The organism is Candidatus Binataceae bacterium (assembly GCA_035650475.1).
In the GTDB taxonomy this organism is placed as follows: domain Bacteria; phylum Desulfobacterota; class Binatia; order Binatales; family Binataceae; genus JAKAVN01.
The window spans coordinates 861253-881391 of the sequence record DASRHP010000012.1; the positions used below are offsets into that span (position 1 = coordinate 861253).

Annotated in this window: 21 protein-coding genes; 15 read left to right on the forward strand and 6 right to left on the reverse strand. The window is 66.1% G+C overall.

The window, feature by feature from the left end; all coding sequences use genetic code 11:
* Positions 1–11: 11 nt before the first annotated feature.
* A complete protein-coding gene (locus tag VFB33_15590; GenBank protein HZO83117.1) occupies positions 12–1685 on the reverse strand; it encodes an AMP-binding protein in 1674 nt (557 codons plus the stop codon).
* 211 nt (positions 1686–1896) lie between these two features.
* Here VFB33_15590 and VFB33_15595 point away from each other — a divergent pair, with 211 nt between their 5' ends.
* On the forward strand, positions 1897–2604 hold the full coding sequence (locus tag VFB33_15595) for a gamma-glutamyl-gamma-aminobutyrate hydrolase family protein (protein HZO83118.1): 708 nt from the start codon (positions 1897–1899) through the stop codon (positions 2602–2604).
* Positions 2605–2615: 11 nt separating this feature from the next.
* Positions 2616–3557, forward strand: coding sequence for a GNAT family N-acetyltransferase (locus VFB33_15600; GenBank protein ID HZO83119.1), 942 nt, complete (start codon positions 2616–2618; stop codon positions 3555–3557).
* Positions 3558–3600: 43 nt separating this feature from the next.
* Here VFB33_15600 and VFB33_15605 read toward each other — a convergent pair whose 3' ends face one another.
* Positions 3601–4149, reverse strand: coding sequence for a methylated-DNA--[protein]-cysteine S-methyltransferase (locus VFB33_15605; protein HZO83120.1), 549 nt, complete (start codon positions 4147–4149; stop codon positions 3601–3603).
* Between the two features lie 126 nt (positions 4150–4275).
* On the reverse strand, positions 4276–4764 hold the full coding sequence (locus VFB33_15610; GenBank protein HZO83121.1) for a sigma-70 family RNA polymerase sigma factor: 489 nt from the start codon (positions 4762–4764) through the stop codon (positions 4276–4278).
* Positions 4765–5014: 250 nt separating this feature from the next.
* Here VFB33_15610 and VFB33_15615 point away from each other — a divergent pair, with 250 nt between their 5' ends.
* Complete coding sequence (locus VFB33_15615) at positions 5015–5452, forward strand: DUF4168 domain-containing protein (GenBank protein HZO83122.1); 438 nt, start codon at positions 5015–5017, stop codon at positions 5450–5452.
* Positions 5453–5633: 181 nt separating this feature from the next.
* Here VFB33_15615 and VFB33_15620 read toward each other — a convergent pair whose 3' ends face one another.
* On the reverse strand, positions 5634–6107 hold the full coding sequence (locus VFB33_15620) for a hypothetical protein (protein ID HZO83123.1): 474 nt from the start codon (positions 6105–6107) through the stop codon (positions 5634–5636).
* Positions 6108–6504: 397 nt separating this feature from the next.
* Positions 6505–7719, reverse strand: a complete 1215-nt coding sequence (locus tag VFB33_15625) for an acyl-CoA dehydrogenase family protein (GenBank protein HZO83124.1) — start codon at positions 7717–7719, stop codon at positions 6505–6507.
* A 193-nt stretch (positions 7720–7912) separates the two neighbouring features.
* On the opposite strand from VFB33_15625, the gene icd reads away from it, so the two are divergent.
* Together icd and VFB33_15635 are read left to right on the forward strand one after the other, a co-directional pair.
* Entirely contained in the window at positions 7913–9160 is a 1248-nt protein-coding gene (gene icd / locus VFB33_15630) for an NADP-dependent isocitrate dehydrogenase (protein HZO83125.1), read from the forward strand.
* 174 nt (positions 9161–9334) lie between these two features.
* Positions 9335–10114: a hypothetical protein gene (locus VFB33_15635; GenBank protein ID HZO83126.1), complete on the forward strand. Its 780-nt coding sequence runs from the start codon at positions 9335–9337 to the stop codon at positions 10112–10114.
* A 33-nt stretch (positions 10115–10147) separates the two neighbouring features.
* Here VFB33_15635 and VFB33_15640 read toward each other — a convergent pair whose 3' ends face one another.
* Positions 10148–10672, reverse strand: a complete 525-nt coding sequence (locus VFB33_15640; GenBank protein HZO83127.1) for a nuclear transport factor 2 family protein — start codon at positions 10670–10672, stop codon at positions 10148–10150.
* A gap of 245 nt (positions 10673–10917) precedes the next feature.
* On the opposite strand from VFB33_15640, the gene mdh reads away from it, so the two are divergent.
* The 10 genes from mdh (at position 10918) to VFB33_15690 (ending at position 20125) form a co-directional block, all read left to right on the forward strand.
* Positions 10918–11859, forward strand: coding sequence for a malate dehydrogenase (mdh, locus tag VFB33_15645; GenBank protein HZO83128.1), 942 nt, complete (start codon positions 10918–10920; stop codon positions 11857–11859).
* Positions 11860–11932: 73 nt separating this feature from the next.
* On the forward strand, positions 11933–13093 hold the full coding sequence (gene sucC, locus VFB33_15650; GenBank protein HZO83129.1) for an ADP-forming succinate--CoA ligase subunit beta: 1161 nt from the start codon (positions 11933–11935) through the stop codon (positions 13091–13093).
* A gap of 12 nt (positions 13094–13105) precedes the next feature.
* On the forward strand, positions 13106–13987 hold the full coding sequence (gene sucD, locus VFB33_15655; GenBank protein ID HZO83130.1) for a succinate--CoA ligase subunit alpha: 882 nt from the start codon (positions 13106–13108) through the stop codon (positions 13985–13987).
* Between the two features lie 12 nt (positions 13988–13999).
* The gene (gene ndk, locus VFB33_15660) at positions 14000–14422 is read left to right on the forward strand and encodes a nucleoside-diphosphate kinase (GenBank protein HZO83131.1); all 423 of its coding nucleotides are present in this window, start codon (positions 14000–14002) and stop codon (positions 14420–14422) included.
* Positions 14423–14456: 34 nt separating this feature from the next.
* Complete coding sequence (locus VFB33_15665) at positions 14457–14831, forward strand: nuclear transport factor 2 family protein (protein ID HZO83132.1); 375 nt, start codon at positions 14457–14459, stop codon at positions 14829–14831.
* Between the two features lie 100 nt (positions 14832–14931).
* Positions 14932–16014, forward strand: coding sequence for a 23S rRNA (adenine(2503)-C(2))-methyltransferase RlmN (rlmN, locus tag VFB33_15670; protein ID HZO83133.1), 1083 nt, complete (start codon positions 14932–14934; stop codon positions 16012–16014).
* Between the two features lie 19 nt (positions 16015–16033).
* Positions 16034–16897 carry an S-methyl-5'-thioadenosine phosphorylase gene (mtnP, locus tag VFB33_15675; protein HZO83134.1) on the forward strand — a complete coding sequence of 288 codons (864 nt, stop codon included), beginning with the start codon at positions 16034–16036 and terminating at the stop codon, positions 16895–16897.
* Between the two features lie 72 nt (positions 16898–16969).
* On the forward strand, positions 16970–17893 hold the full coding sequence (locus VFB33_15680; GenBank protein HZO83135.1) for a PfkB family carbohydrate kinase: 924 nt from the start codon (positions 16970–16972) through the stop codon (positions 17891–17893).
* Positions 17878–18816: a glycosyltransferase family 2 protein gene (locus VFB33_15685; protein ID HZO83136.1), complete on the forward strand. Its 939-nt coding sequence runs from the start codon at positions 17878–17880 to the stop codon at positions 18814–18816. The genes VFB33_15680 and VFB33_15685 overlap by 16 nt, the downstream gene beginning before the upstream one ends.
* Position 18817: 1 nt before the next feature.
* Positions 18818–20125 carry a UDP-glucose/GDP-mannose dehydrogenase family protein gene (locus VFB33_15690; protein HZO83137.1) on the forward strand — a complete coding sequence of 436 codons (1308 nt, stop codon included), beginning with the start codon at positions 18818–18820 and terminating at the stop codon, positions 20123–20125.
* Positions 20126–20139: the final 14 nt, after the last annotated feature.

Here is a 20139-nt window from a genome sequence, read left to right on the forward strand (position 1 = left end):
GGCGCCGCGGGTCAGCGGGCGCCTGCGGCGGCCGCGCGCCGCTGCAATTCGCGCTCGCGCAGGTCGCGCCGGCGGATCTTGCCGGTGACGGTCATCGGGAACTCGTCGATGAACTCGAACTCGCGCGGATACTCGTGCGCGGCCAGCCGCGTTTTTACGTGTTTCTGGATCTCGTCGATCAATTGCTGCGAGGGCTGATGGCCGGGGAGCAGCTTGATGAAGGCCTTGATCGCCTGGCCGCGCCGCTCGTCGGGCACGCCAACCACCGCGCACGAGGCGACCGCCGGATGCTCGATTATCTTGGCCTCGACCTCGGCCGGGCCGACCCGGTAGCCCGAGGTCTTGATGACGTCGTCGGAACGCCCCTGGAAATAGACGTAGCCCTCGTCGTCCATGTGGCCGAGGTCGCCGGTCACGCACCATCCGTTGACGAACTTCTCTTTCATCGCGCCCGGGTTTTTCCAATACTCCTTCATCACCACCGGGTCCTCGACGCGGATCGCGATCTCGCCGGTCTGGCCGGTTTTGACCGGAACGCCGGTCTCCGGATTGACCACCGCGACGTCGTGGCCGGGGTAGGGCTTGCCCAGGGGCTCGAGCTTGGCCTTCTCCAGCGCGGTGCAGTTGCCGATGAAGTAGTTCGCCTCGGTCTGGCCGAAGGCCTGGTTGAACTCGACCTTGAGCTGCTCGTCCACCCAGCGCGCAAGCTCGGGGCTGACCGGCTCGGCCCCGCTGACGATGCATCGCAGGCGCAGGCTGCGGTACTTCTCGCGCGGATTCTTGATCTCGCGCAGCGACTTGAGCGCGGTCGGCGGATAGAGCCCGACCGTCGCGCCGTACTTCTCGACCAGGCGCAGCGTCACGTCGGGATCGAAGCGCGCCTTGCTGCGGTAGGCGAGGACCGGGATTCCGTAGGGCCAGATCGCGAGCAGGCCGTCGAGCAGGCCGCCCGCCCATGCCCAGTCGGCCGGGCTGTAGTAAAGGTCGCCCTCGCGCAGGAAATTGTAAGAGTAGTCGATTCCGTTGTGTCCGAGCACATAGCGCGCCGCGTGCAGCACGCCCTTGGGATCGCCGGTCGTGCCCGAGGTGTACATCAGCAGGATCGGATCCTCGGCGTTGGTCGGGCCCATCGTGAACTGCTCGGAGCCTTTAGCGATCAGCTCGTCGAAGCCTAGCCCGCCCTTGTTGCCGCCGGCGATAATCACATGGCGTAGCGCGGGCACGTCGTTGCGGATCGGATCGAGTTTCTCGAGGCTCTCGGGCTCCAGCATGATCGCCTTGGCCGCGCTATGGTTGAGCCGGTACTTGAGGGCATCGGGCCCGAACAGTTTGGAAATCGGCAGCGCGATCGCGCCCACCCGGTAGAGCCCCATGTGGGCGATCGCGGTCTCGGGGCGTTGCGGCAGATGGACCGCGACCACGTCGCCGCGCCCCACGCCCAGGGCCGCTATCGCGTTGGCAAAGCGCCGGCTGAGCGCGCCGATCTGGCCGAAGGTGTATTTCTCGGCGTGGCCCTCATCGTCCTCGTAGTAGAGCGCGGGCTTGTCACGCAGGTCGGCGTGGCGGTCGATGCAGTCGATGGCGACGTTGTAGTTCGCTGGGATATTCCATCGGTGGCGGGCGCGCGCCTCGGCGACGCTCTTCGCCCCGTGAACTGTCTGCTCGCGAAGGCCGATATAGCTCATGCCTGTCTCCTCCGGGATCGGGCTCCGACGTTGCTGCGGAGAGGGCGGATTTCACACAACCGCCTGAACCGGAGCCTAATCCGTCCGTCTAATTGCATCAACGTGCCCGCCGGGTTGCCGCAGGCACAGCCCGCGGCCGCGCTTGACGCCGGGCCGTGCGCAATCGAATCTGGAATACTGCCGCCTGCGGAAGCGGGCTAGGAGCGCGACAATGGCGAAAATCTGGGTGCTCCAACATCATCCGGCCGAAAACCTCGGACTGATCGCCGAGGCGCTCGAATCGGCGGCGCTGGCGTGGCAGTACGTGCGTGTCTTCGACGGCCAACAGGCGCCCGCCGACATGAAAGGGGCGGGCGGGCTTATCGTGATGGGCGGGCCCGAGGCGGTCTATGAGCTTGACCGCTATCCGTACCTGCGCGCCGAGATGGCGCTGATCGAAAACGCGCTGAAGCTCGGCAAGCCGGTGCTGGGAGTGTGCCTCGGGAGCCAGCTTCTGGCCGCGGTGCTGGGCGCCAGCGTGCGGCGCGGCGCGCGCAAGGAGATCGGATGGTATCCGGTGCGGCTGCGGCCCGAAGCCGCGGATGACCGTCTCTTCCAGGGTCTGCCCTCGGAGTTCGTGCCCTGCCACTGGCACGGCGACGTTTTCGACCTGCCGGTGGGCGCGGTGGCGCTCGCCTCGTCAGAGCTCACCCGGCATCAGGCGTTTCGCTACGGCGACAAGGCGTGGGGATTGCTGTTCCACGCCGAGATGACTCAGCAGATCATCGCGGCGTTGGTGCATGAGAACGCCGAGGGGCTCAAGCGGGTTGGAATCGACGGCGACGCCATCCTGGCGCAGGCGCCGGAACATCTGCCGCGGCTTGGCGAAATCGCGGAGACTATCTTCGGCCGCTGGGCCGCCCCAATTCAGGGGACGTAGGAAAGTGGACTATGGAAGTGCGAATTCGCCCGCTTAAGCGGCGTGACCTTGCCGAGGCCGACCGTATCTTTCGCGTCGCCTTCGGCACGTTCATGGGCGTACCCGATCCGACGGCGACCTTCGGCGATCGCGACCTCACGCGTACGCGCTATGAGGCCGCGCCGGATTTGGCCCTGGCGGCCGAGGCCGACGGCGCACTGGTCGGTTCGAATTTCGCGACCAACTGGGGAAGCTTCGGGTTCTTCGGACCGCTCACGGTCGAGCCAAAGCTGTGGGACCAGCGTATCGCGCAGCGGCTGCTCGAACGCACGATGGACCTGTTCGCCGCATCGGGATGCCGGCTCACTGGGCTCTTTACGTTCAGCGACAGTCCCAAACATGCCGGGCTGTATCAGAAATTCGATTATTGGCCGCGCTTTCTTACTCCAGTGATGGCGCGCGAGCTTTCTCCCACCGGAGCAAGCGCCGATTACATCCGGCTGTCGAAACTCGATGCCGACGAGAAGCAAAGCGTATTGGCCGCCTGCCGCGAATTGACCGACGCGCTCTATGACGGGTTGGACGTCTCGCGCGAAACGCGCGCGGTTGAGTCGCAGCGGCTGGGCGACACGCTCGCGCTCCTCGACGGCTCGAAGGTATCGGCTTTCGCGGTTTGCCACGTCGGCGCGGGCACCGAGGCCGGCAGCGGATGCTGCTACGTCAAATTTGGCGCGGTTCGTCCCGATGCGGCGGCCGCCGAGACGTTTGAGCGCTTGCTGCGCGCGTGCCAAGCCTTCGCGGCGGAGCAGGGCGCCTCGCGCCTGGAAGCGGGCGTCAACATGAGCCATCACGAGGCGTATCGCGCGATGCTGGGTCATTGCTTCCGGGTCGTGCAGACCGGCGTCGCGATGCATCAGCGCAACGATCCGGGCTTCAGCCGCCCCGGCCTCTACGTACTCAACGATTGGCGATAGCGCGCGCCAGGCGCGGGGGCCGATGACACTGGGTGCGCGGCGCTTAGCCTTGAACGCCGGCGCGCTCACGCTCGTAGGCGAGCAGTTTCTTTTTGATCTCGAGGCCCCATCGATAGCCGGTGAGCGAACCGTCCGAGCCGATTGCGCGATGGCAAGGAATCAGGAGCGATACCGGATTGGCGCCGACCGCGTGGCCGACCGCGCGCGCGGCTGAGGGACGACCGAGGCGCGCGGCGATCTCGCTGTAACTGCGTGTCGCACCCGCGCAGATCGCACACAACTCCTCCCATACGCGAAGCTGGAAGGGCGTGCCGCGCACGTCGAGCGGCACCTCGCATTCAGGGCTCTCGCCCCGCAGGTAGCGCAGGACGGCATCGGCGGCCGGGCCCGCGGCAGTCGGGTCGCGGCGAATTTTGGCCTCGCGGAAATCGCGCCTGAGCTCGCTCTCCTGCCATTCATCCGATTGATGGACTGACAGGGCGCAGATGCCGCGCGCAGTCACCGCCACCAGCATCCGTCCGAACGGCGAATCGACAATCGTGTAGGCGATCTCGGCGCCGCGCCCGTGAGGTCCCCAGGAAGCGCAAACCATCCGTCGGCTCATTCGGATGCCATCCCCGCTTTCAGAAAATCGGATCGAAAGCTTAAACCCCGGACGGCCGAAATTGTAAAACCGGCGCGCGCAGCCGCGTCGGGCGAGCCGGCCCGCTCGTAGGCGCTATATCTGTGGTTCGATCATCAGCCGTAGCATCTCGCGCCCGCGCGACAGGCGCGAACGGACAGTGCCCACGGGCACACCGAGCATCCCGGCCGCCTCCTCGTATGCCAGCCCCTGAAGCGCGACGAGCACGATCACCGAGCGCTGTTCTGCGGGCAGCCTTTCGAGCGCCGCGGCCATGTCGCACCATTCGATGCGCTGCTCCTGGCGTGCGGCTTCGGCCCCTCGCGCGACGATCTCGTCATGCGCAAGCACGCTGAGGTAACGGTGCGCGGGGTCCCGGCGCCCGTTGACATGAACATTGTGGAGCATCCGGTAGAGCCAGGTTCGAAGATGTCCTCTGCCCAGCCAGAGATGGCGCTTGAGCAGCGCGCGCTCCAGGCAATCCTGCACCAGGTCGTCGGCCAGGTCCGGGTCGCGCGCCAGCGCGAGCGCGCAGCGGCGCAGGTAGGGGAGTTCGTCGGCGATACGGCGCTTAAGATCGCGCATCATAACTCGCACAAGGTCGCAGCCCATTGAAATCCCGGCAGCGGCAGCGAAGCGCCGGCAATAGTCACCGCTAAACCGCCGATACCGCGAATTCGGTCACGCGGGTGGTCGCCAGTCCGGTGATTGAGGGTCCAAGATTCGTGCCGGGAATTTTCGGTGGAACTTTCGCCCACGTGCCGCTGTCTAACCATCGTGAGCGAGCCGTGCGGCACGACGCTCATGGAAACACAGAGAGGGAGGAGCCATGCAGATGAAGTTTTTGAACGGAGCGCTGGCAGTATGTGCTATAACGTTGGGCCTAACCGTTGCGATAGCCGCGGGCGCGCAGGCCGGGATGGGTCAACCGCCCGCAGAGCCCGGCGCACCCAGCTATTCAGGCGATGCGGGCGCGGCCAATTCGCAGAAGGTTGACGACGCGACGCTCAAGCGCGCCGCCGCAGCCTACGTCAAAGTGCAGGACATCACGCTCAAGACCCGCAAGGTGCTGAACAACACCGAAAACGAGTCGCAAAAGAACGAGATTCTGGAGAAGGCCGAATCGGAGAAGATTGCGGCGGTCAAAGCTCAGGGTATGCAGCCGCAGGAATATAATCGCGTGATCATGCTAGTGCAGGCCGATAACAACCTACAGCACAAGTTTCTCGGCTACGTCCACCAAGCGCAGGGCGCGCCGAGCGGAACGATGTAGCGTGGCACGATCGTACGGCAGGTGCCAGACTCACGGTGTCAGGCCTGTGAAAGATTTACACGCTATCTGAAGAACTTACGGCGAATCGTCCGCCGCAAGTCTTCGCGTCCGAAAAGCCGCGCGAGCGGCCGGCATGCTGCCTCCGGCCGGCCGCCCGCCGGCTGATTTGGCGCGAAGCGCCCTATTTCTTGCAGGCAGGCTCCTTGATGGCCTCCTGTAGTTCCGCGATTGCGATGTCGATGTGCTGTATCGCTTTGACTCGGTGCCCGCCGAAGTCATGCGCGGCGCTGGCGAGCGCCGCTTTGGCCTCGCGACATTCCCGAAGGGCGTCGATCATGTAAGGGTGAACCTGGCCGGCGACGACGCGGATAGGACCGCCTTCGGGGGTTGTGGGCAGAGTGCCGTGGACGCTCGCCATCGCCAGCTTCAGTTCGCCGTTGGCCGCCTCCACCTGACGCATGGCTGCTTCGCGATGGCCACCCAGATGAGTGCAGCCATGCGAGATCACATAGTGCGCCCGCCGCAGCTTGTGGTAGGCGTTGTATATGTGCTGATGCGGTTTGGCTGCCCGCGCGCGCGTCGCCCCGCCCGCGACGGCGAAGCCTATCGCCGCAATCGCCGCAATCCGCACGATACCCGTCAGCCGCTGCCTCATTGGCTTCCCCTCCTGCATTTGGCCGCGCTGAGTCGCGGCCAGTCCCGCTCTTTTATTCTTGCATGCGGATTAACTCAAATCCGGAGCTCGCGACCGAATAAGTGTTCAAAGATGATTTGCCGCGCGCTTTGACTCGGCGCGCCGTGCGGCGCTCGCGCGGCGCTCGAATACCGCTTTGACCAGCCGCGTCCGAAATATGAGACCTGCGCGAACTCGTCCGGCCGCCCTGCGCAGCCGACTCCGCGAAGACCCTACGCTCAACGCGCGCATGTCGCGGCGGGCCAGGGAATTGTCATGGCACATGTGATTCTGGTGATAAGCGCTGCCCCCGTTCTGTTGGTCGGGCTTTCCTGCGTGCTCTGGATCGTGATGCGGCGGGAGCCGCTGTGATTTTCACCTAGCCCTTGGGCAGCTTGAGAACGCGCTCGCCGATGATGTTGTGCTGGATCTCGCTGGAGCCTGCGGCGATGGTCAGCCCGCGCGCCGCCAGCGTGCGCATCGTCCATCGCCCGCCTTCGACCGCGCCGATCGAATCCTTCATCAACGAGGCGTACGGGCCGAGCAGCTCGTCGGCAAACATCGCCACGCGCAGGTTGAGCTCGGTCGCAAACAGTTTGCCGAAGGAGCTCTCGGCTCCCGGCACCTTGCCTTTGAGCTGCGCGGTTAGCCCGCGATAGCGGCTCAGCCTCAGGCATCGCGCCTCGATCGCGAACTGTGCGAGGTGCTGGCGAACATAGGGATGGCGATGCGCGGGCATCGCTTCGAACTCGACCTTTCGCGAAAGTTCCAGCAACTCGTTTATCGTGCGCTCGACCGGATGGCGTGTGCCGCCGGAGAGGCGCTCCCACATCAGCGTGGCGATCGAAACCTGCCATCCCTGGTTGATCTCGCCGACGAGGTTTTCCTTCGGCACGCGGACGTTGTCGTAGAAGACTTCGTTGAAGCCGGCCTCGCCGGTTATCTGGACCAGCGGACGGATCGTGATGCCGGGGCTCTTCATATCCACCAGCAGATAGCTGATGCCCTTGTGCTTGGGCGCCGCTGGATCGGTGCGCACGAGCAGGACCTGCATGTGGGCGCGCTGAGCGAGGCTGGTCCAGACCTTCTGCCCGTTGACTACGAAGGTGTCGCCGTCAAGCACCGCGCGGGTCTGGAGGCCGGCCAAATCGGAACCCGCATTGGGCTCGGAGTAGCCCTGGCACCAGATCTCCTCGGCGGTCAGCATCCTGCGCAGGTAGCGCTGCTTTTGCTGCTCGGTGCCCATCATGATGAGGGTGGGGCCGATGCGGTCGATGGCGAGCTGGTTCGCGCCGTACAGCGGCAGGCCCAGGCGCAACACCTCGTCCTGGTAGATCGCCTGCTCGATGAGCGAAGCGCCGCCGCCGCCCCATTCCTTGGGCCAGTGCAGCGCGACGTAGCCGGCATCGTACAGCCGCCGATGGTAGTCGAGCAGGCGCTGCCATTTGCTGTCGTCGCCGACATCGAGCAGGCTGGCGGTCGAGGCGCCGATCGCGTCGGCGCGCCGGCCAAACACCTCGGCCGACGTATTCTCCAGCCATTCGCGCAACCGCGTACGAAAGGCTTCCTGCTCGGGGGTGAAGCTGAAATCCATGGTTGATCTCCGCGTTGAGCGCCGCCACAAGCCACGACGGGCGCGCGCCGAACTATAGCAAGCGGGCGGCGCGGGCGTTAACTCCGCTTTGCCCGCGCCGGAGCGCCTTTGCTATACCATGTCAGCTTGATCGCGCTCGCCACCAATTCGGCAAGCGCGGCGCATACTCCGACAAAGCGGGTGCTAAAGGCAGATGGCGTTCAAGACGATCAAGGTTCCCAGCGACGGCGAAAAGATCACGATGGGCTCCGACGGCAGGCTGCGCGTGCCCGACCGCCCGATCATTCCCTTCATCGAGGGCGACGGTACCGGACCGGATATCTGGCGCGCTTCGCAGTACGTCTTCGATCACGCGGTGGCCAAGGTTTACGGGGGCAAGCGCAAGGTAGCCTGGATGGAGGTCTGGGCGGGCGAGAAAGCCTATAACCAGTTCAACAACTGGCTGCCCGACGAAACCATCGAGGCCTTCAAGGAATATTTGGTCGGAATCAAGGGCCCACTGACTACGCCGGTCGGCGGCGGCATCCGTTCGCTCAACGTCGCCCTGCGCCAGATGCTCGACCTTTACGTCTGCCTGCGCCCGGTGCGCTACTTCAAGGGCGTGCCGAGCCCGGTGCGCAATCCCGAGAAGCTCGACGTCGTCATCTTCCGCGAAAACACCGAGGACATCTACGCCGGCGTCGAATGGCAGGCCGAGACGCCCGAGGCGCGTAAGGTTATCAAGTTCCTCATCGAGGAGATGGGCGTCACCAAGATCCGCTTCCCCAACACCTCGGGCATCGGGATCAAGCCGGTCTCACGCGAGGGCTCCGAGCGGCTTATTCGCGCCGCGCTCAACTACGCGATCTCGCACAAGCGCAAGAGCGTCACCCTCGTGCACAAGGGCAACATCATGAAGTTCACCGAGGGCGCCTTCCGCGACTGGGGCTATGAGCTGACCCGGCGCGAGTTCAAGGGCAAGGCGGTCGGCTGGGACGACTGCGGGGGCAAGCCGCCCGCGGGACAGATCCTGGTCAAGGACAACATCGCCGACATCACCCTCCAGCAGGTGCTGACCCGTCCCGACGAGTTCGACGTCGTCGCCACGATGAACCTCAACGGCGACTATCTCTCCGACGCGCTGGCGGCGCAGGTCGGCGGCATCGGCATCGCCCCCGGCGCCAACATCAACTACGTCACCGGCCACGCGATCTTCGAGGCGACCCACGGCACCGCGCCCAAGTACGCCAACCAGGACAAGGTCAACCCGGGTTCGGTAATCCTGTCGGGCGTGCTGATGTTCGAGCACATGGGATGGCAGGAGGTGGCCGACGGGATCATCCGCGGACTCGAGCGGGCGATCGCCAACAAGACCGTGACCTACGATTTCGAGCGACTGATGACGGGCGCGAAGCTGCTCAAGTGCTCGGAGTTCGGCAAGGCGATCGTCGAGAACATGTAGCCTTGCCCGCGCGGCGCGGATACGCGGCGTCGCCCAAAGCGATCGATACGCAAGCCGCCCGCGGCTCGACGGCCGCGGGCGGCTGTGCGTCTTGCGTCAGCGTTTCGTGACGTAACCGGAAGGCGCTGCGAGCGTACTCGGCGATGCAGGGCATGCGAGGAGCGGGAGACAAGGATGACGTTGCGTGACGCGGCCATCGCGGCGGCGACGGCGTTGATGCTCGCGCTGGCGGCGCTCCCCGCCCGCGCGCATCAGATGCCGGCCGGGTCAGACGGCGAAGCCGACGCGGCGGAGGATGCGGGGCCTGCCGCGATGATGGGCATGCGCGGCGCAGGCACCAATCCGGACGCCGCCGACTCTGCGATGGCGTCCGAGCACATGGTCGCGCACGCCGCGATGGCGGCGCACATGGCGTGGAGCCATACGCGGCCCGAGACCGCCGCCGACCGCGAGCGTGCCGAGCAGCTCGTCGCCACCCTGCGCGCGACCCTTGCCAAGTACAAGGACTATCACGTCGCCGAGGCCGACGGCTTCAAGCCCTTCCATCCCGAATTGCCGCAGCGCTTCTATCATTTCACCCGTTGGCAGAACGGGCTTAAGGCGGCGTTCACCTTCGACCCCGCCGCGCCAACCTCGCTGCTCTACAGGAGAACCGCCGACGGCGGTTACCAGCTGGTGGGGGCTATGTATACCGCGCCGCGCGGCGCCAGCGAGGCGCAACTCGACGCCCGTGTGCCTCTGAGCGTCGCGACGTGGCATCGCCACGTCAATCTGTGCTTCCCGCCCAAGGGCCGGATGCGCAACGCGGACTGGACCAGGTTCGGCGTCGCCGGGTCGATCTCAACCAGGGCGGCGTGCGAAGCGGCGGGCGGGCGCTTCTATCCGCAGATCTTCGGATGGATGGTGCATGTCTATCCGTGGGCGAAAACCGAGCAGGAAATCTTCGCCCACTGAACCCGAAGGCTGGCTGGCCAAGCCGCCGCGGCCTTAGTGGCCCATCTTGAGCAGGTCGTCCTGCGCCCAGCCTTCCTTGAGCGGGACCATGAAATACGGCGTCAGCACCATCCGCTTGAACTTCCACTTCCCGTTCTGCCGGACGTAGTCGTCGTCATAGCGCGCCGCCACCACGTAGCTCTCGCCCTTGTACACCGGCTTGGCTTCGAGGTAGGCGAAGCCGCGGGCGACGTCGCCGTGGACCTCGACGACGTGGTTGTGGATGAACTGGCGCACGCGCGAGAGCCGCGGGCGCCAGTCCTTAGTGGCGCCGCTGTCGGGATTGCGCGGCCGCAGCCCGCCGAAGAAGCGCTTGATCTCCTCCCGGCCGTGGGCGGTGCCGAGGTGGCCGAAGTTGATCTCGCCGTCGTCGCTGAAGAGGTCGGCGATCTCGTCGAAGCGGGCGTCGTTGATGTATTCGTGGTAGCGATTGCGCAGGTCGCGGATGGCTTCGCGGTCGGCAAGCTCCCGCACTTTGGTTTCGAGTTCGCGTACGCGGGCCTCGAGATCGGCCGCCATTGCTGATGTCCCTCCTCTTTGCCTGTTTCGAGGGTTGTCTAACACGGCCGGGCGCCGGCCACAAAACGGCCGCGCAGGCGCCGCGCGCCTTCCCATCGCGGTCGCGGGCTGGTATTGGAAAAGGGTCGCGGACGGCGCGGTGAAGCGGGCCGCGCACTTTTTCCAAGAAGATTTGTGCGCGCGACGATAGCGGAGATATAAGTTAGCCTCACGGAGGCGGGGGCCTCGCCCCTCGCGGCAAGGGTGTGATCAAACGTAGGAAAATCGCATTCATCGGCGCCGGCAACGTCGGCGCAACCTGTGCCCACCTGTGCTTTCTGCGCAAACTGGGCGATATCGCGCTCTTCGACATCATCGATGGCCTGCCCCAGGGCAAGGCGCTCGACATGCTCGAATCGGCGCCGGTGCTCGGCGTCGACGTCAACGTCAGCGGCTCGACCGACATCCGGATAATCGAGGGCGCCGACTGCTGCGTGGTGACCTCGGGCTCGCCGCGCAAGCCCGGGATGAGCCGCGACGACCTGCTGAAGATCAACGCCGGCGTGATGAACCAGGTCGGCGGCGCGATCAAGCAGCATGCGCCCGAGGCTTTCGTGATCGTCGTCACCAATCCGCTCGACGCAATGGTGACGCAGATCAAACGGGTGACCGGTTTTCCTAAAAACCGCGTGGTCGGACAAGCGGGCGTGCTCGATTCCGCGCGCTATCGGACGTTCCTTGCGATGGAGCTGGGCATTTCGGTGGATAGCGTCGGCGCGATGGTGCTCGGCGGACACGGTGACGACATGGTGCCGGTACGCAGCTACACCACCGCCGGCGGAGTCCCGATCGAGCGGATGATCGCGCCCAAGCGCCTCGACGAGATCGAAAAACGCACGCGCAACGGCGGCGGCGAGATCGTCGAGCTGATGAAGACCTCGTCGTACTACGCGGCGGGCGCGGCGGTGTTCCGGATGGTCGAAGCGTTCGTCCTCGACCGCAAGGAAGTGCTGCCTGCGGCCGCCTACCTCGAGGGCGAATACGGCGTGCGCGGGCTGTACGCCGGGGTGCCGGTCGTGATCGGCGCCGGCGGTGTCGAGCGCGTGGTCGAAATCCAGCTCACCGCGGCCGAGAAGGCCGCCTTCGACAGCTCGGTCGCGCACGTGCGCGAGCTGGTCGAGGCGATGGACAAGGCGGTCGCGGGCTGAACGCGCGGCGGCCGCCGGGCATCGCCATCGATCACCCAGCGCAGCGAGCCGGTCTGCACCAGCAAGGAAAAGCATGAACATCCACGAATTCCAGGCCAAACAGATCCTCGGCCGCTTCGGCGCGTCGGTGCCCAAGGGCCAACCCGCCTCCACGCCCGACGAGGCGGCGGCCGCCTTTCGCGCGCTCGGCCAGCCCAAGGCGGTGGTGAAGGCGCAGATCCACGCCGGCGGCCGCGGCAAGGCCGGTGGGGTAAAGCTCGTAAACTCCGCCGACGAGGCGCGCGAGTTTGCCGCCCAACTGCTCGGCAAGCCGCTGGTGACCCATCAGACCGGCCCCGAGGGGCGCGTCGTGCGCCGCGTTTACGTCGAGGAGGCCAGCGCGGTCGCGCGCGAGCTGTACCTGGGGATGGTGGTCGATCGCAAGGCGGCTGCCGTCGCGGTCATCGCCAGCACCGAAGGCGGAATGGAGATCGAGGAGGTCGCGGCGAAGACGCCCGACAAGATCATCACCGAGCCGGTCGATCCACTGCTCGGGATGAGCGGGTTTCTGGCGCGCAAGATCGCCTTTGCGCTCGGGCTGAAGGACAAGCAGGTCGGCCAGTTCGCAAGCCTGCTCGGCGCGCTCTACAAGGCGTTCGTCGACACCGACGCCTCGCTAATCGAAATCAATCCGCTGGTGGTCACCCAGGACGGGCGCGTGATGTGCCTCGACGCGAAGATCGCCTTCGACGACAATGGCCTGTTTCGCCATCCCGACATCCGCGAACTGCGCGACCCCAACGAGGAGGACCCGGCCGAGACCGAAGCCGCCAAGTATGACCTCAGCTATGTCCATCTCGACGGCAACATCGGATGCATGGTCAACGGCGCGGGGCTGGCGATGGCGACGATGGACATCGTCAAGTACTACGGCGCCGAGCCAGCCAACTTCCTCGACGTCGGCGGCGGCGCCAACGCCGAGAAAATCGCCGCCGCCTTCCGCATCCTGCTCTCCGACTCGCGCGTCAAGGCGGTGCTGATCAACGTCTTCGGCGGGATCATGCAGTGCGACGTGCTTGCCCGCGGCGTGGTCGAGGCGGCGCGCGAGGTCAAGCTGAGCGTGCCGCTGGTGGTGCGAATGGAAGGCACCAACGTCGAGCAGGGTAAACGGATCCTCGCCGAGTCGGGGATCAAGGTCATCGCCGCCAACGACATGGCCGACGCGGCGCGCCGCGTGGTCGAAGCGATCCGCTAGCAGGACTTTTCGATGAGCATCCTGGTCAACAAGAACACCCGCGTCCTCACTCAGGGCATCACCGGCGCCACCGGCCAGTTCCATACCCGCGCCTGCCGCGAGTACGGCACCCAGATGGTCGGCGGAGTGGTGCCCGGCAAGGGCGGCACGGACTTCGAGGGCATCCCGATCTTCGACACCGTCGAGCAGGCGCGCAAGACGACCGGCGCCAACGCCAGCGTCATTTACGTGCCGCCGCCATTCGCCGCCGACGCCATCCTCGAGGCCGCCGCCGCCGGAATCGAACTCATCATCTGCATCACCGAGGGCATCCCTGTGCTCGACATGGTCAAGGTCAAACACTACCTCGCCCGCAGTAACTCGCGCCTCATCGGTCCCAATTGTCCCGGCGTGATCACTCCGGGCGAGTGCAAGATCGGAATCATGCCGGGCTATATCCACAAGCCCGGGCGCGTGGGTGTGATCTCGCGCTCGGGCACGCTGACCTACGAGGCGGTGCATCAGCTCACTCAGCTCGGCATCGGGCAGTCAACCTGCGTCGGCATCGGCGGCGATCCGATCATCGGCACCAGCCAGATCGATGTGCTCGAGCTGTTCAACAAGGATCCCAACACTGACGCCGTGATCTTCATAGGCGAGATCGGGGGCACCGCCGAGGAAGAGGCGGCCGCCTATATCAAGCAGAACTTCCGCAAGCCCGTGGTCGCATTCATCGCCGGCCAGACCGCGCCCAAGGGACGGCGGATGGGCCATGCGGGCGCGATCATCTCGGGCGGACGCGGCAGCGCCGCCGACAAGATCGCGGCGCTCAAGGCCGCCGGGGTCAACGTCGCGAAGAGTCCGGCCGAGCTGGGCATCACGATGAAGGCCGCGCTCGACGCGCGGCGCAATTAGGGCGCAAGCGCGATGGCCTTGGAACGGACATTGGCAATCATCAAGCCCGACGCGGTCGCGCGCGGGCTTACCGGCGATATCCTCAAGCGCATCGAGGGCAGGGGGCTCAAGCTGCGCGCGATGCGCCTGATGCGGCTGACACGCGCGCAGGCCGAGTCGTTCTACGAGGTGCACAAGGCGCGGCCGTTTTACTCCTCGCTGTGCGAGTACATGTCGTCGGGGCCGGTGGTGGTCGCGGTGCTGGAGGCCGACGGCGCGATCGCGCGTTGGCGCGAGCTGATGGGCGCGACCGACCCGGCCAAGGCGGCGGCGGGCACGATTCGCAAGGACTTCGGACAGAACGTCGAGCAGAATGCTGTGCACGGCTCTGACGCTCCGGAAACCGCCGCTCGCGAAGTCGCGTTCTTCTTCAGCGGCCTCGATATCGTCAGCTAGACTCCAACCTTTCCGTCTTCATTGGAGTTCAGCGATGAAGGACGAATCCACTGCGCTGGCCGCCGATCGCGAGTTCTTCGCGGCGCTGGCCGAGGGCGACGCGGAAACGCTCGACCGCATTCTGGCCGACGATTTCACCTTGATCGAAGTGATGCGCGGCGCCGAGGTTCCCAAGGCCGCGATGCTCGCACTGATCCGGTCGGGACGGCTGAGTTTCGAGCCGGTCGAGTCCGCTGAAACGCGCGCGCGGCTCTACGGCTCAGCCGCAGTGATCACCGGTCGCACCGAGATGCGCGGGCGTGTCGAGCAGACGCCCTTCGCGGTGCGCAGCCGCTACACCCACGTCTACATCAGGCAGCACGGCCGATGGCGGCTGGTCGCTGCGCAGGGCACGCAGATCGCGTCGTAGCGGGCTGAGCGGTGGGCGACGCCCCCGCTCGCCACGATGGATAAACACTGGCGGTCACCCCTCTCCGAACCGCCCGCGTTTTCGTTTAGACTCTAGCCTCGTGGCCTTGCAGACCCATCCAACGCATTATCCGACGCCGGCGGCCCCCGAACCGCGCGACATCCGTGAGCTGATGCTCGACGAACTGGAGCAGTTCGTCGTCGCCGCGGGCGAGCGCGCGTTCCGGGCGCACCAGGTGATGGGTTGGCTGTGGCGGCGAGGAGCGACAGACTTCGACGCGATGTCTGACCTGCCGGCGGAGTTCCGCGAATATCTAAAGAAACACTTTAAAATCAACCCAATCCCCAACGCCGCCGTCGCTCGCTCCGCCGACGGTACGCGCAAGCTGCTGGTCGCGCTTGTCGACGGCGAGGCAATCGAAACCGTCATTATCCCGGCTGGCGAGCGCGTTACGCTGTGCTTGTCGAGCCAGTGCGGATGCGCGATGGCGTGCGAGTTCTGCGCCACCGCCCGCATGGGGCTCCATCGCAATCTCAGCGCGGCTGAAATCGTGAGTCAGGTTGCCGCGGCGCGCCGCGCGCTCGCGCCCGGCGAGGAGCTGACCAATTACGTCTTTATGGGGATGGGCGAGCCGCTCGCCAACTATCCGCGCCTGGCGCGCGCGCTGCGGATCATGACCTCGGCGTGGGGGATGGGAATCTCGCCGCGGCGGATCACGGTTTCGAGCGTCGGGCTGGTGCCCGCGATGGAGCGGCTGCTGACCGAATTCCCGTCGATCAACCTCGCGGTTTCGCTCCACGCGACTGCCGACGAAACGCGCGACCGTCTCGCCCCGATCAACCGGCGCTATCCGCTGGCGGCGCTGATCGAGACCTGCCGGCGGCTGCCGATCAAGCGGCGCGATCGAATCACCTTTGAGTACGTGATGCTGGCCGGGGTCAATGACGGACCGGACGACGCGCGCCGGCTGGTGCGGATGCTCGGGCCGCTGCGGGCCAAGGTCAACCTGATCTTCTTCAACCGGTTCGCCGGCGCCTCCTTCACGCCGTCGCCGCGCGCCGCAGTCGAGGGCTTTCAAGCGATTCTGCGGCAGGGTAATTTGACCGCAACTGTCCGCGAAAGTCGCGGAGGGGATATCGCCGCCGCCTGCGGACAGCTGTACGCGGAGCGGCAACGCGCCTGAGGAGGGTTGGGTTTCGGCGATGGCGAAAACGGTGCTGGGAGTAATCGGCGGCAGCGGCTTCTACCAGATGCAGGGTCTGGAGCGCGTCGAGCAGGTTGAACTCGACACGCCCTTCGGCCGCCCGTCGGACCCCTACTTCCGCGGCTGGCTCGGCGATGCCGAGGTGGTCTTCCTCTCGCGTCACGGCCGCGGCCATCGCATGATGCCCTCCGAATTGAACTTCCGCGCCAACGTCTTCGGGATGAAGCAGCTCGGCGTGGACCACCTGATCTCGGTCAGCACCGCGGGCAGTCTGCGCGAGGAGCTTCAGCCCGGCGACCTCGTGGTACCCGACCAGTTCATCGACCGCACCTTCAAACGCCCCGAGAGCTTCTTCGGCGAAGGCATCGTGGTCCACGTCTCGCTGGCCGACCCGGTGTGCGCGGCGCTCAGCCGCGAGCTGGCCGCGGCGGCGGGGCAGACCGCCTCGCGTGTCCATCGTGGCGGCACTTACCTCTGTATCGAGGGACCGCAGTTCTCCACCCGCGCCGAGTCCAACCTGTACCGGCAGTGGGGCGCCGACGTAATCAGCATGACCGCGATGCAGGAGGCGCGGTTGGCGCGCGAGGCCGAGATGTGTTACGCGGCGCTGGTCCTGGTCACCGACTACGACTGCTGGCATCACAGCGTGGCGGCGGTGGATATCGCGGAAATCCTGCGCGTGATGCGGCTCAACGTCGAGCGCGCCCAGCAGGCGATCGCCAACCTCGCGCGGCGGGTCGCCCCGCGCACGCGCGACTGCGCCTGTCCCACCGCGCTGCGCGATACGATCGTCACCGACAAGGCCGTAATTCCGCCCAAGGTCGCCGCCGCTCTGCGGCCGCTTATCGGCAAATATCTCTAACCCGCGGCAAATCTAACCCGCAGCAACGTCACAGAGGAGCGCGATGAGGCACGCCCCGGCGTATCGTTCGGTATGAGCATCGTAGTGGTCGGCTCGGTCGCCTACGACACGATCGAGACCCAAAATGGCAGGGCGGACGACGTCCTCGGCGGCTCGGCGAGCTTCTTCGCGCTGGCCGCGCGCTTTTTCTCGCCGGTCAGCGTGGTCGCCGCGGTGGGCAGCGATTTCCGCCCCGGCGACCTGCGCCTGTTTACCGAGCGCAACATCGACGTGCGCGCGCTGGCCCGGCGCGAGGGGCCCACGATGCGCTGGCACGGCCGCTACCACGAGGACATGAACAAGCGCGACACGCTCGACTTGAAGCTTAACGTCTTCGCCGACTTCGCGCCCGACCTGCTGCCCGACCAGCGCCGCGCCGATTACGTCTTCCTCGGCAACATCGCGCCCGAGCTGCAGAGCCACGTGCTCGGGCAGGTGCAGAACCCCAAGGTCGTCGCCGCCGATACGATGAACCACTGGATCGAAAATGAGCGCGCCGCGCTGACCCGGATGCTCTCGCGCATCGACATTCTGACGGTCAACGACGACGAGGCGCGGCTGCTCAGCGGTGAGCACAACCTGGTGCGCGCCGGGCGCGCCATCCTCAGGATGGGCCCGGGCACGGTGCTGGTGAAGCGCGGCGAGTACGGCGTGCTCCAGTTCGGCAAGGAGTCGATGTTCGCGGTGCCGGCCTATCCGCTGGAGGAGGTGATCGACCCCAGCGGCGCGGGCGACACCTTCGCCGGCGGCTTCATGGGCTGGCTGGCGCGCCACGGCCGGGTCAACGAACCCTTGCTGCGCACGGCCGTGGTTTACGGCAGCGTGCTTGCCTCCTTCGTGGTCGAGCGCTTTTCGGTCGAGCGGCTGGTGGGGCTGACGTGGGACGAGATCGACCGCCGCTTCCGCAGCTTCATCGAGCTGACCGATTCGCAGTACTCGCGATGGACCTCTCAATAGTTGTTCCGCTTTTCAACGAGCGGGATAACCTCGGTCCGTTGCACGAGGAGCTCGCGCGCGTGCTGCCGAAGCTGGCCTCGTCATGGGAAATGCTGTTCGTTGACGACGGCTCGACCGACGGCAGCGCCGAGGTCCTGCGCGCGCTCAAGGCGACCGATCCGCACGTCCGCGTCATCCGGCTCGCGCGCAACTCGGGCCAGACCGCCGCGCTCGCCTGCGGCCTGCACAACGCGGCGGGCGAGACGGTGGTCGCGCTCGACGGCGACGGGGAAAACGACCCCGCCGACATCCCACGCCTGCTCGCCAAGATGGGCGAGGGCTACGACCTCGTCAGCGGCTGGCGTACCGAGCGATGGAAGAAGGCGCGACTGACGCGCCGGCTGCCGTCGGTCGCGGCCAACCGGCTGATTTCGTGGATGACCGGGGTGCGTCTGCACGACTACGGCTGCACGCTCAAGGCCTACCGGCGGGAGCTTGCGCAGCGCCTGATGCTCTACGGCGAGATGCATCGTTTCGTCCCCGCGATCGCCGCCGAACACGGCGCGCGGATCACCGAGGTCGAGGTCAATTTCCGGCCGCGGCGGGCGGGCAGCTCCAAGTACGGCCCCGGACGGATCATCCGGACCTTCCTCGACCTGCTGACGGTCAAGTTTCTGTCGGGTTACTCGACCCGCCCGATCCAGATTTTCGGCGCGATCGGCCTGGTGACGGGGCTAATCGGGGCCGTCTGGACGGGTATACTAGTGGTGGAGAAAATTGCGCTTGGCTATGAGCTGCACAACCGCCCGGCGCTTCTGCTGGCAATCCTCCTGCTCATCGTGGGCGTGCAGTTCATCAGCCTCGGTCTGCTCGGCGAGATGCTGACGCGGACCTACCATGAGTCGCAGGGCAAGCCGATCTACGTGATCAAGGAACAATTCTGAGATGAACATCGCGGTTGTGGGAACGGGGTATGTGGGGCTGGTCAGCGGTACCTGTTTCGCCGAGAGCGGCAACGAAGTGGTCTGCGTGGATATCGACCGCGCGCGGATCGAGCAGCTCCGCGCCGGCGGCGTGCCGATCTACGAACCCGGGCTGGAAGAACTGGTCCGGCGCAACGTCAAGGAGGGGCGGCTGCGCTTCACCACCGACGTCGCCGAGGCGGTCGGCTCCTCGATGGTGTCGTTCATCGCGGTGGGCACGCCGATGAGCAAAAGCGGCGCCGCCGACCTAAGCGGCGTGATGCGGGCGGCTGAGGATATCGCGCGCGCGGTCGCCGGCTATCACATCGTCGCGGTCAAGAGCACCGTTCCGGTCGGAACCAACGACCGCGTGCGCGAGATCGTCAAGGCCGTAGCGCGCCATCGCGTAGACGTCTGCTCGTGCCCCGAGTTTCTCAAGGAAGGCTCCGCGATCGAGGATTTCATGCGGCCGGACCGAGTCGTGATCGGCTCGACCAGCGAGCAGGCGACCGCGATCCTGCGCGAGCTGCACGCGCCGTTTCTGCGCACCGACAACCCGGTGATCGTGATGGAACCGCGCTCGGCCGAGCTGACCAAGTACGCGTGCAACGCGATGCTCGCGATGCGGGTGTCCTTCATCAACGAGATGGCGAACCTGTGCGAGGCGGTGGGCGCCGAGATTAACGACGTGCGGCGCGGGATGGGCTCCGACCGCCGGATCGGCTCGCAGTTTCTCTTTCCCGGCGTCGGCTACGGCGGCTCGTGCTTTCCCAAGGACGTGCAGGCGCTGATCCACAGCGCCGCCGAGCATCATCTCGATTTCACCCTCCTGCGGGCGACCGACGAGGTCAACGCGCGCCAGAAGCATCTGCTCGCTGACCGGGTCCGCCAGCACTTCGGCGCCGATCTGAAGGGGCGCACGTTTGCGATATGGGGGCTGGCTTTCAAGCCGCGCACCGACGACATGCGCGAGGCGCCCTCGCTGACCGTTATCGAAGAGCTGATGGCGGCGGGCGCTCGGGTGCAGGCGCATGATCCCGAGGCGCTGCGCAGCGCGCAACGCTTCTTCGGCGACCGTATCTCCTACCATCAGAACAACTACGAGGCGCTGGCCGGCGCCGACGCGCTGCTCATCCTGACCGAGTGGCCCGAGTTCCGTCATCCCAACTTCCAGCGCATCCGCACGATGCTCAAGCATCCGGTGATCTTCGATGGCCGTAACCTTTACGACCCGGCGCTGATGAAGGCGCTGGAGTTCCGCTACTACTCGATCGGGCGCCGGCCGGTGTAGCCGGTCGAGGAGCT

Coding starts and splice junctions, on each gene's coding strand:
- sucD (HZO83130.1), top strand. CDS start 13,106: ATGAGCATCCTGGTCAACAAGAACACCCGCGTCCTCACTCAGGGCATC.
- VFB33_15640 (HZO83127.1), bottom strand. CDS start 10,672: ATGGCGGCCGATCTCGAGGCCCGCGTACGCGAACTCGAAACCAAAGTG.
- VFB33_15625 (HZO83124.1), bottom strand. CDS start 7,719: ATGGATTTCAGCTTCACCCCCGAGCAGGAAGCCTTTCGTACGCGGTTG.
- sucC (HZO83129.1), top strand. CDS start 11,933: ATGAACATCCACGAATTCCAGGCCAAACAGATCCTCGGCCGCTTCGGC.
- VFB33_15595 (HZO83118.1), top strand. CDS start 1,897: ATGGCGAAAATCTGGGTGCTCCAACATCATCCGGCCGAAAACCTCGGA.
- VFB33_15610 (HZO83121.1), bottom strand. CDS start 4,764: ATGCGCGATCTTAAGCGCCGTATCGCCGACGAACTCCCCTACCTGCGC.
- VFB33_15680 (HZO83135.1), top strand. CDS start 16,970: ATGAGCATCGTAGTGGTCGGCTCGGTCGCCTACGACACGATCGAGACC.
- ndk (HZO83131.1), top strand. CDS start 14,000: ATGGCCTTGGAACGGACATTGGCAATCATCAAGCCCGACGCGGTCGCG.
- VFB33_15685 (HZO83136.1), top strand. CDS start 17,878: ATGGACCTCTCAATAGTTGTTCCGCTTTTCAACGAGCGGGATAACCTC.
- VFB33_15635 (HZO83126.1), top strand. CDS start 9,335: ATGACGTTGCGTGACGCGGCCATCGCGGCGGCGACGGCGTTGATGCTC.
- icd (HZO83125.1), top strand. CDS start 7,913: ATGGCGTTCAAGACGATCAAGGTTCCCAGCGACGGCGAAAAGATCACG.
- VFB33_15620 (HZO83123.1), bottom strand. CDS start 6,107: ATGAGGCAGCGGCTGACGGGTATCGTGCGGATTGCGGCGATTGCGGCG.
- VFB33_15605 (HZO83120.1), bottom strand. CDS start 4,149: ATGGTTTGCGCTTCCTGGGGACCTCACGGGCGCGGCGCCGAGATCGCC.
- VFB33_15615 (HZO83122.1), top strand. CDS start 5,015: ATGAAGTTTTTGAACGGAGCGCTGGCAGTATGTGCTATAACGTTGGGC.
- VFB33_15590 (HZO83117.1), bottom strand. CDS start 1,685: ATGAGCTATATCGGCCTTCGCGAGCAGACAGTTCACGGGGCGAAGAGC.
- VFB33_15665 (HZO83132.1), top strand. CDS start 14,457: ATGAAGGACGAATCCACTGCGCTGGCCGCCGATCGCGAGTTCTTCGCG.
- VFB33_15600 (HZO83119.1), top strand. CDS start 2,616: ATGGAAGTGCGAATTCGCCCGCTTAAGCGGCGTGACCTTGCCGAGGCC.
- mtnP (HZO83134.1), top strand. CDS start 16,034: ATGGCGAAAACGGTGCTGGGAGTAATCGGCGGCAGCGGCTTCTACCAG.
- VFB33_15690 (HZO83137.1), top strand. CDS start 18,818: ATGAACATCGCGGTTGTGGGAACGGGGTATGTGGGGCTGGTCAGCGGT.